Below are 7145 nucleotides of genomic sequence, written 5' to 3' on the forward strand. Positions count from 1 at the left end.
AGGCGGCGGCGGCGGCGGCGGCGGGGGCGGCGGGGGCGGTTCAGCTTCAAAGAAGTTGTAGGTCAGGGTCAGCAGAACACTGTGGCTGCGGAAGCGATTGTCCACAGCGCGGCCGTTGACCGTAAACGTGTCAACGTCGTTCACGTTCATGAAGCGATACTTCAGACCAAGGTCAACATGATCGGAGATCGGCTTGTAGACGCCAGCCAGAATGTTCCAGGCGAACGAGGTGTCCGAATCGTCCTGGAACACCAGGCCCGGATTGCGCAGGCGCGCGAACTGCTTGACGCGGGCGATACCGGCACCAGCGCCGACATAACCACCAAATTCCTTATCCTTGCCGCCGAAATCGACCAAGCCGTTCACCATGAACGCCAAGGCGCTGGCAGTGCCGCCGGCGTCGTTATAAAGGCCGGTCGGCGGAACACCCGGATTCTGGTTGACGCCAGCTGCCGTCGTGAACGGGATGGCGCCCGGCGCCGCGAGAACTTCAGATGACCGGTTCTTCGCCCGCAGATAGTTCAGCGCGAACTCGGTGCGGAAGCCGCCGAAATCATAACCGACGTTCCCGCCAACATCAAAACCGGGAAAATAAGTGTGGCTGATGGCATTGGCCACCGTGCCAGTCCGATTGGCATTCGAGATGCTCAGCTGCTGCTTCTGCACCAGGCTCACACCCGCTTCGAGACCAATATACCAAGCCTTGTCCTTCGCAGCGGCCGCGCCAGAAAGCGCGGTGGCTGCGAGGGCGAGGCCGATCGCAAGCTTGCGCATCGTCTTCCCCTTTGTGTAGCGCCAGTCCTATTCTGGCCTCTGACCAGTCTGTAACGCAGGCACTTGCGGGGATGCAAGTCTGGATTGGCAGAGATTGTTGCCCGGGCGCAACAGTTCAGTGGGGAAAATGGCGGCAACGCGCCCTGTTTTCAGGAAATTATGCCCTGCTGTTGCAGGGCCGCAAGCAGCGCCGTCAGCACGGTGCGGGCTTCACTGTCGATGATGGCGCCGCCGCTCGGCGCAGCCAGGCTGACAGGTGGCACCGCCAGCACCGCGCGGCCGGAAACAACAAGGCCGGCGACCGGCCAAAGATCTCGCCAATTGCCGCGGTGGATGAGCATCAGCCCTTCATCGACCAGCAAGGCGATCTGCCCGTCGCGTGGTGTTTCCGGCAGCCAGGCAGCGCCCTGCCAGTGCAACAAGGTGCCGGCCGGATGACCCCAGGCAACCGAGCCAGCAGCGGGCACGATATAGCAGGCGCCGGTTTGCGGCGCCGATGGCGGCACCATGAGGCTGCGCGAATTGACCTCCAGCGCAACCAGCCGGTCCAGCGCCAGCACCGCTTCGTTGTGAGTGACGTCTTTCTGCGCCTGGCCGGCGGCAATCAACGGCAGGGCAAGACGCGGTGTTGTGGGCATTGGTCAGCCTCCTGTTCAGTTGATCGGCAATGCCAAAGCCGCGGCCGGCCAGGATCACCCAGATGCCCCAATCACCGATCGGCGGGCGCTGCGCGGGGCGCAGGCTGCCAGGCCCCATCAACCATTCCAGCATGGCCGCTTCGCCATGCCGCCGCCATACCCGGCGGCGAACATCCATCGGCAAGGCCCGAAAAAGATCAATCAGAGGAAGGCCATCGCCCGCATCCGCCATCAGGCACACTCCGGCTGCGCCGGCAGCAACCGGACTTGAGTCGGGAGGAAACTGGTCAGCCGGGCGAGCCGGCAACGCTCATTTGTCGGTGTCGTTCAAGCCAGCCAGTGCCCGCAGTTCCGCCCGCAGCCGCGCGGCTCCAGCGCCATCATAGGGCTTGGCCGCGCCCTTGTGCGTCACCGGCTTGTCACGACGGCCCACAATGGCCAGCGCCAGCCTGGTATCAATCTTGCCATCCTTGTCGGCCAGCTGGCCCAGAAGCGCCGCCAGCACCCGGCTTTCCACCCGTTCCCAGGCATATTGGACGGCCGCCAGCCATTCCGCTGCAAAGGCCGGATCGGCATCGCGGTGGCGGAACAGAACGAACAGCGGCAGGCCCAGCTGATCGGCGGCGACGGCCGGATCGCCATGGCGAGCCAACAATTCCAGAAAGGCCATGCGATCCTTGCGGCTGCCGACCAGACGCCGCGCCTCCCGGGTGCCTGGCCGATGACGGTTCCGTGCTGCCGAACGGTCGCGCGGCTTGCGAGCCGGAGGGGCACAGTCAGCCACAGCAAACACATCACCAGCCATCGACGGCGCGACGAGCGCATCAAGCATGCAAGAAGCTCCTGGAAGGCGGCGGTTTCAGCCCTGTTCAGGCCGATTCCGCAGGCATGCCGGATTAATAACCAAAAGCGTTACGCTTGTCAATATTAAAGTAACCTATATGGCACTTTTTACGCCCTCACGCCTGCGATGCCGAGCCCGTTGACCAATGATGAGCAGAAGCTTACCATTGTCTTAACAGTCAGGTCGCATCCTCCATCCACTGTGGAATCATTCCAAGGGGAAACGAGCATGAAGCGCATCATGACCTCCGCCGCATTGCTGGCAGCACTGGCTGCCGGCCCGGCCCAAGCCTCCTTCTTTGCTGACAGCCTGGTCAGCGCAGTCAACACCACCAGCTTTGGCAGCGGGCTGGTGACAGGCGCGCCTGATGGCGGCGGGCTGTTCATCGGCAGCGATTCTGATCCGCCCACTTTCCCCGGCCAATTCACCGTCGGTTTCTCCACGGCGCTTGGTGATGGCGCCGGAGCCGACCTCAGGCTCTACGAACTGGCCTCGTCGGCAAACGAGACCTTCGATCTGTTCGTCAGTTCCGACAACATCAACTTCACGCTGATCGGCGGTTTCAACGCCACCAACGCGTTCATCGATTTCAATGGCCAGTTCGCTGGGCCGGTGTCGTTCGTGAAGATCGTCAACAGTTCCACGGTTGTCTCGGCCGATTTCGACGCGATCGAAGGGCTTTATGCCTTCAATGGCGGCGCGGTGCCGGAACCGGGCAGCTGGGCGATGATGCTGGCCGGCTTTGGCCTGGTCGGCGCGGCCCTGCGGCGCCGCACGGTCGCAATAGCCTGATCGCGCCGGGTGGCGCTGCCCGTCATTTGTCGGGCAGCGCCGCCAGCACCGCAGCCGTAAAGCGCGGCATGTCGAATGCGGCGCCGACAAGATCGAAACCACGCCGAATCACGATGATGTTCCGCGCCGGTACGATCACGGCAAACTGGCCGCGGTTGCCGTTCATCGCATAGGTGCCGTCCGGCAGCCCGGCCTGGCCGGACCAGCGCCAGAAGCCGGCGCCATAGCCCTCGGCGCGACCTACCGGCTGCGGGCCATCGGCGCGCTCCACGAAGGCCGGCCAATCGGGCGGCAGCAATTGCTGGCCACCGCCCTTCCCGCCGTTCTGATAGAGCAAGGCCAGCCGCGCCATGTCGCGCGCTGTCGTCCACACCTGGGATGACAGCACGAAATCGCCGCGCCAGTCCGTCTCCGGCGTGGTGCGCGTCATCCCCAGCGGCCACAGCAATTCGGTGAAGGGGAAGGCCAGCGCGGCGTGGCTGCCGCCGTCCTTCGCGACCGTGCGGGACAGGGCGAGCGCCGCCAGCATGATGTCATTGTTGCTGTAATTGAAATGCGTGCCCGGCGCATACTCCAGCGGCATCGCCGCCGCCGTCTGCGCCACTTGGCTGCCGCCCACATAGACCTCGTCGGTGCGGTTGCCCGGCCCCGCCGTCCACAGCCCGCTCTTCATGCGCAGCAGGTGCGACCAGGTGATGGCGGCGCGCGGATCGCCCGGTGCCTGCCATTCCGGCACCGGTGCCGGCTGCGCCACGTCCACCAGCCCCTTTTGCACCGCCCGGCCCACCAGCGTCGCGGTCAGCGATTTCGCCACGCTCCAGGTGCGCTGCGGCGTGTGCATCGTCCAGTCGGCGCGATAACGCTCGGCGATGATCTTGCCATCCTTCAGCACGATCACCGCCGTGGTGCGGTCGCTGTCAAACGCCTTCGCCACCGCCGCATCGAGCGCCGCCCGATCCCGCCGGCGCCGCAAGGGCTGCACCGCGCCCTGGTCGCCCAGCGGCCACGGCTTCGCATCCGTCACCGCCAGATCGGGCGCTGCCAGCCCCGGCACCAGCCGCGGCACCTCGGCCACGGCGGTCGCGCCCGGCGGCAATTGCACACAGCCCAGCAACGGCCGCCACACCGCGATGCGCGGCGGCATGGCGGGCTCGAACGCCACCGATACGGTGCGCGCTGCCTCGTCAATCACGGCCGGCAACGCCGTCACCGCCGCCTGATACTCCCGATAGATGCCGGTCAGATCATCGCGGCTGATGCTGGCCTCATCCTGCCCGGCATTCCAGCGCCCGGAACAGAGGAACGCCGCCTTGTAGCCGGCGGCCAGGGCGAGGCGGTGGGGATCAGGCGCGGTCTGTGCCGCCACCGGCGCCGCCGCCAACACCGCCGCGATCATCAAGCGCTTCATGCCGAAATCCTCCCTCTTCACCTCCCATCTAGGGTGATTATCGCCGATGGCACAACCGGCGTGTGCGGGGTGGACCGACAGGAAGAAGGGCCTCCGGCAGGCAGGGACTCGTCCCTGCACCCGTTTGTTTCGGGGCAGCGCGTAACCTCCAACCGGCACCCCGCACGCAAGGCAGGGTTCCGCTTTTCCTGTTGGCATCACGCGCTTGGCCGCTCACGCTGGCAACAAAAGGGACCGACCAAGAACGAAAGTGGGTGCAGGGGCTCAGCCCCTGCCCGCCGGAGGCCCCTCTACTGCCAAGATCAAGACATCAACGCCCCCCACACGCCCGCCATCAGCATGCCGGCGCGCATGTCGCCCACGGTGGTGCCGGCCATCTTGTTCATGACGAAGCTCATGCACAGCTTCAGATCCATGTCGCAGACGACGAGCGAGCCGCCGTATCCGCCCCAGAACACCGAGTTCGCATTGGGGAAGGGGCGCAGCGGGCTGGGCAGGCCATAGCCGAGGCCGTAGCGCACCGGCATGCCGAGCACGAGATCGGCGGGGGTTTCGATCTGCATTTCCAGCGCGCGGCGCACGCCGGCTTCGCTGAGCAGGCGCTTGCCGCCGGCCATGCCGCCGTTGGCCATCAGCGTCTGCACCGCCACCACCGATCGCGCGTTGCCGTGGCCATTGGCGGCGGGGATTTCGGCCGCCCGCCAGGCGCGGGTGCGGGTTTCCAGCGGGTTGACCGGCGGGTTGCTGCCCATGTTCTTGGCGAGGTCCGATTGCGGCCCGTCGGTGATGCTGGCGCCCTGCGGCGGCGGCACCAGATCGGCGACGCGGGGATCATGCGCGGCGTCGAGCCCGATGTGGAAATCGGCGCCCAGCGGCCCGGCCAGTTGTTCGGCGAACACGCTGCCCAGCGACTTGCCGGTGATGCGCCGCACCACCTCGCCGACCAGCCAGCCCTGGGTCAGCCCGTGATAGCCGGCGGCGGTGCCGGGTTCCCAATAGGGCGTTTGCGCAGCCAGCCGGGCGCAGCACAGATCCCAATCATAGATGTCCGCCGGCTGCATCGGTTCGGCAAAGCCCGACAGGCCGGCCGAATGGCTCATCAGCTGGGCCACGGTCACGTCGGTCTTGCCGGCGGCGGCGAACTCCGGCCAGTAATGGGCGACGCGTTCTTCGAACTTCAATTCGCCCTGATCGGCCAGCCACAGTGCGGTCAGCGCCGTCATCGTCTTGGTGGTGGAATAGACGTTGACGATCGTGTCCTGCTCCCAGGGCCGCGTCTGCTCGGCATCGGTCCAGCCGCCCCAGATGTCGATGATCGGCTCGCCGTTCAGGGTGGCGGCGAAGCTGGCACCCAGGTCCTGCCCGCTGGCCAGCGAGGCGGCGAGCGCGTCACGCACACGCTCGAACTTGGGATCGATTGTTCCGTGCACAACGCTCATGTCACCATCTCCTCGGGCAGGGGTGAAGGCCCTACCAGTTGCCGATACAGATTCAACGCATAACGATCGGTCATGCCGGCCACGAAATCGCCGACATGGCGGGCGCGGGCAGGTTCATCCGCCGGGCAGCTTGTGGCCCAGTCGCCGGGCAGCCGCGCCGGTTCGGCGTGGAGCGCGGCGAACAGGCCTTCCACCACCGATTCCGAAGGATCGCGCAGCCGGGCGACGGCCGGGGCGCGGTACATGCGTTCGCGCAGGAAATTCTTCAGCGCCCGCACGTCGGCGACCAGCGCGGGCGAGAGGCCGGCAATCGTGTGGCCGGCGGCGCGAATATCCTCCACGCGCGTGGCGCCGATCGCAGCGAGGCGGGCGCGGGTGGTGGTCAGCAGGTCGCTCACCATCCGCCCCATCTGCTCGCGCACCAATTCGGGCACAAGCCGCCGCCGCGCCGAAACCGCCGGCCAGCGCCGCGTCACCGCCAACCAGCAGTCTGCAACAAAAGGAACCGCAGCGGTGATTTCATCAATATCGAACAAACCAGCGCGGATGCCGTCATCCAGGTCGTGATTATCGTAGGCGATATCATCGGCAATGGCGGCAATCTGCGCTTCCAGCCCGGCATGGCTGGTCAGATCCAAAGGCCAGGCCGCGTCAACCCCCGCCAGCGCCCAGCCAGGTTCGAAGATCGGCCCATTGTGCTTGGCCAGGCCCTCCAGTGTTTCCCACGTCAGGTTCAGGCCATCAAATCCGGGGTGGCGGCATTCCAGTTTCGTCACGATCCTGAGGGCGTGGCCATTGTGATCAAAACCGCCCCACGGCGCCATCACCCGTTCCAGCGCATCCTCGCCGCTATGCCCGAACGGCGGGTGGCCCAGATCATGTGCCAGCGCCAACGCCTCGGTCAGGTCTTCGTCCACGGCCAGCGCGCGGGCGAGGCTGCGCGCGATCTGCGCCACTTCCAGGCTGTGGGTGAGCCGGACGCGGAAATGATCGCCATCGGGGGCGACAAACACCTGTGTCTTGTAGCGCAGCCGGCGGAACGCGCCGGCATGAATGATGCGGTCGCGGTCGCGCGCGAACGGGCTGCGCGTGGCGGACGGCGCCTCGGCGTGCAGGCGGCCGCGGCTGGCCTGCCAGTGGGTGGCATAGGGGGCGAGCAACTTCACCTTTCCCCGCCGGGGAGAGGTCGAGAGACGCGCGAAGCGCGGCCCGGGAGAGGGGCGCGCTGGTCTGCCCCTCTCCCGCCGCGC

8 protein-coding genes are annotated in these 7145 nt (G+C 66.4%); 2 read left to right on the plus strand and 6 right to left on the minus strand.

Annotated elements, in window-relative coordinates; all coding sequences use genetic code 11:
• On the minus strand, positions 1-774 hold a 774-nt coding region (locus D619_RS0113105; RefSeq protein ID WP_017669055.1), incomplete at its 3' end, for an outer membrane beta-barrel protein.
• Between the two features lie 149 nt (positions 775-923).
• On the minus strand, positions 924-1412 hold the full coding sequence (locus tag D619_RS0113110; RefSeq protein ID WP_017669056.1) for a DUF2793 domain-containing protein: 489 nt from the start codon (positions 1410-1412) through the stop codon (positions 924-926).
• 19 nt (positions 1413-1431) lie between these two features.
• Here D619_RS0113110 and D619_RS0113115 point away from each other — a divergent pair, with 19 nt between their 5' ends.
• Complete coding sequence (locus tag D619_RS0113115; RefSeq protein ID WP_017669057.1) at positions 1432-1683, plus strand: hypothetical protein; 252 nt, start codon at positions 1432-1434, stop codon at positions 1681-1683.
• A gap of 39 nt (positions 1684-1722) precedes the next feature.
• Here D619_RS0113115 and D619_RS0113120 read toward each other — a convergent pair whose 3' ends face one another.
• The gene (locus D619_RS0113120) at positions 1723-2244 is read right to left on the minus strand and encodes a hypothetical protein (protein WP_017669058.1); all 522 of its coding nucleotides are present in this window, start codon (positions 2242-2244) and stop codon (positions 1723-1725) included.
• A 240-nt stretch (positions 2245-2484) separates the two neighbouring features.
• On the opposite strand from D619_RS0113120, the gene D619_RS17940 reads away from it, so the two are divergent.
• Positions 2485-3048 carry a PEPxxWA-CTERM sorting domain-containing protein gene (locus tag D619_RS17940; protein WP_017669059.1) on the plus strand — a complete coding sequence of 188 codons (564 nt, stop codon included), beginning with the start codon at positions 2485-2487 and terminating at the stop codon, positions 3046-3048.
• 22 nt (positions 3049-3070) lie between these two features.
• Here D619_RS17940 and D619_RS0113130 read toward each other — a convergent pair whose 3' ends face one another.
• The 3 genes from D619_RS0113130 to D619_RS0113140 form a co-directional block, all read right to left on the minus strand.
• Positions 3071-4456: a serine hydrolase domain-containing protein gene (locus tag D619_RS0113130; RefSeq protein WP_017669060.1), complete on the minus strand. Its 1386-nt coding sequence runs from the start codon at positions 4454-4456 to the stop codon at positions 3071-3073.
• 302 nt (positions 4457-4758) lie between these two features.
• Positions 4759-5895 carry a serine hydrolase domain-containing protein gene (locus D619_RS0113135; protein WP_017669061.1) on the minus strand — a complete coding sequence of 379 codons (1137 nt, stop codon included), beginning with the start codon at positions 5893-5895 and terminating at the stop codon, positions 4759-4761.
• Positions 5892-7061: a deoxyguanosinetriphosphate triphosphohydrolase gene (locus D619_RS0113140; protein ID WP_017669062.1), complete on the minus strand. Its 1170-nt coding sequence runs from the start codon at positions 7059-7061 to the stop codon at positions 5892-5894. The genes D619_RS0113135 and D619_RS0113140 overlap by 4 nt, the downstream gene beginning before the upstream one ends.
• Between the last annotated feature and the right edge of the window lie 84 nt (positions 7062-7145).

Source organism: Sandarakinorhabdus sp. AAP62 (genome assembly GCF_000331225.1).
In the GTDB taxonomy this organism is placed as follows: domain Bacteria; phylum Pseudomonadota; class Alphaproteobacteria; order Sphingomonadales; family Sphingomonadaceae; genus Sandarakinorhabdus.

Coding starts and splice junctions, on each gene's coding strand:
- D619_RS0113110 (WP_017669056.1), bottom strand. CDS start 1,412: ATGCCCACAACACCGCGTCTTGCCCTGCCGTTGATTGCCGCCGGCCAG.
- D619_RS0113120 (WP_017669058.1), bottom strand. CDS start 2,244: ATGCTTGATGCGCTCGTCGCGCCGTCGATGGCTGGTGATGTGTTTGCT.
- D619_RS17940 (WP_017669059.1), top strand. CDS start 2,485: ATGAAGCGCATCATGACCTCCGCCGCATTGCTGGCAGCACTGGCTGCC.
- D619_RS0113130 (WP_017669060.1), bottom strand. CDS start 4,456: ATGAAGCGCTTGATGATCGCGGCGGTGTTGGCGGCGGCGCCGGTGGCG.
- D619_RS0113135 (WP_017669061.1), bottom strand. CDS start 5,895: ATGAGCGTTGTGCACGGAACAATCGATCCCAAGTTCGAGCGTGTGCGT.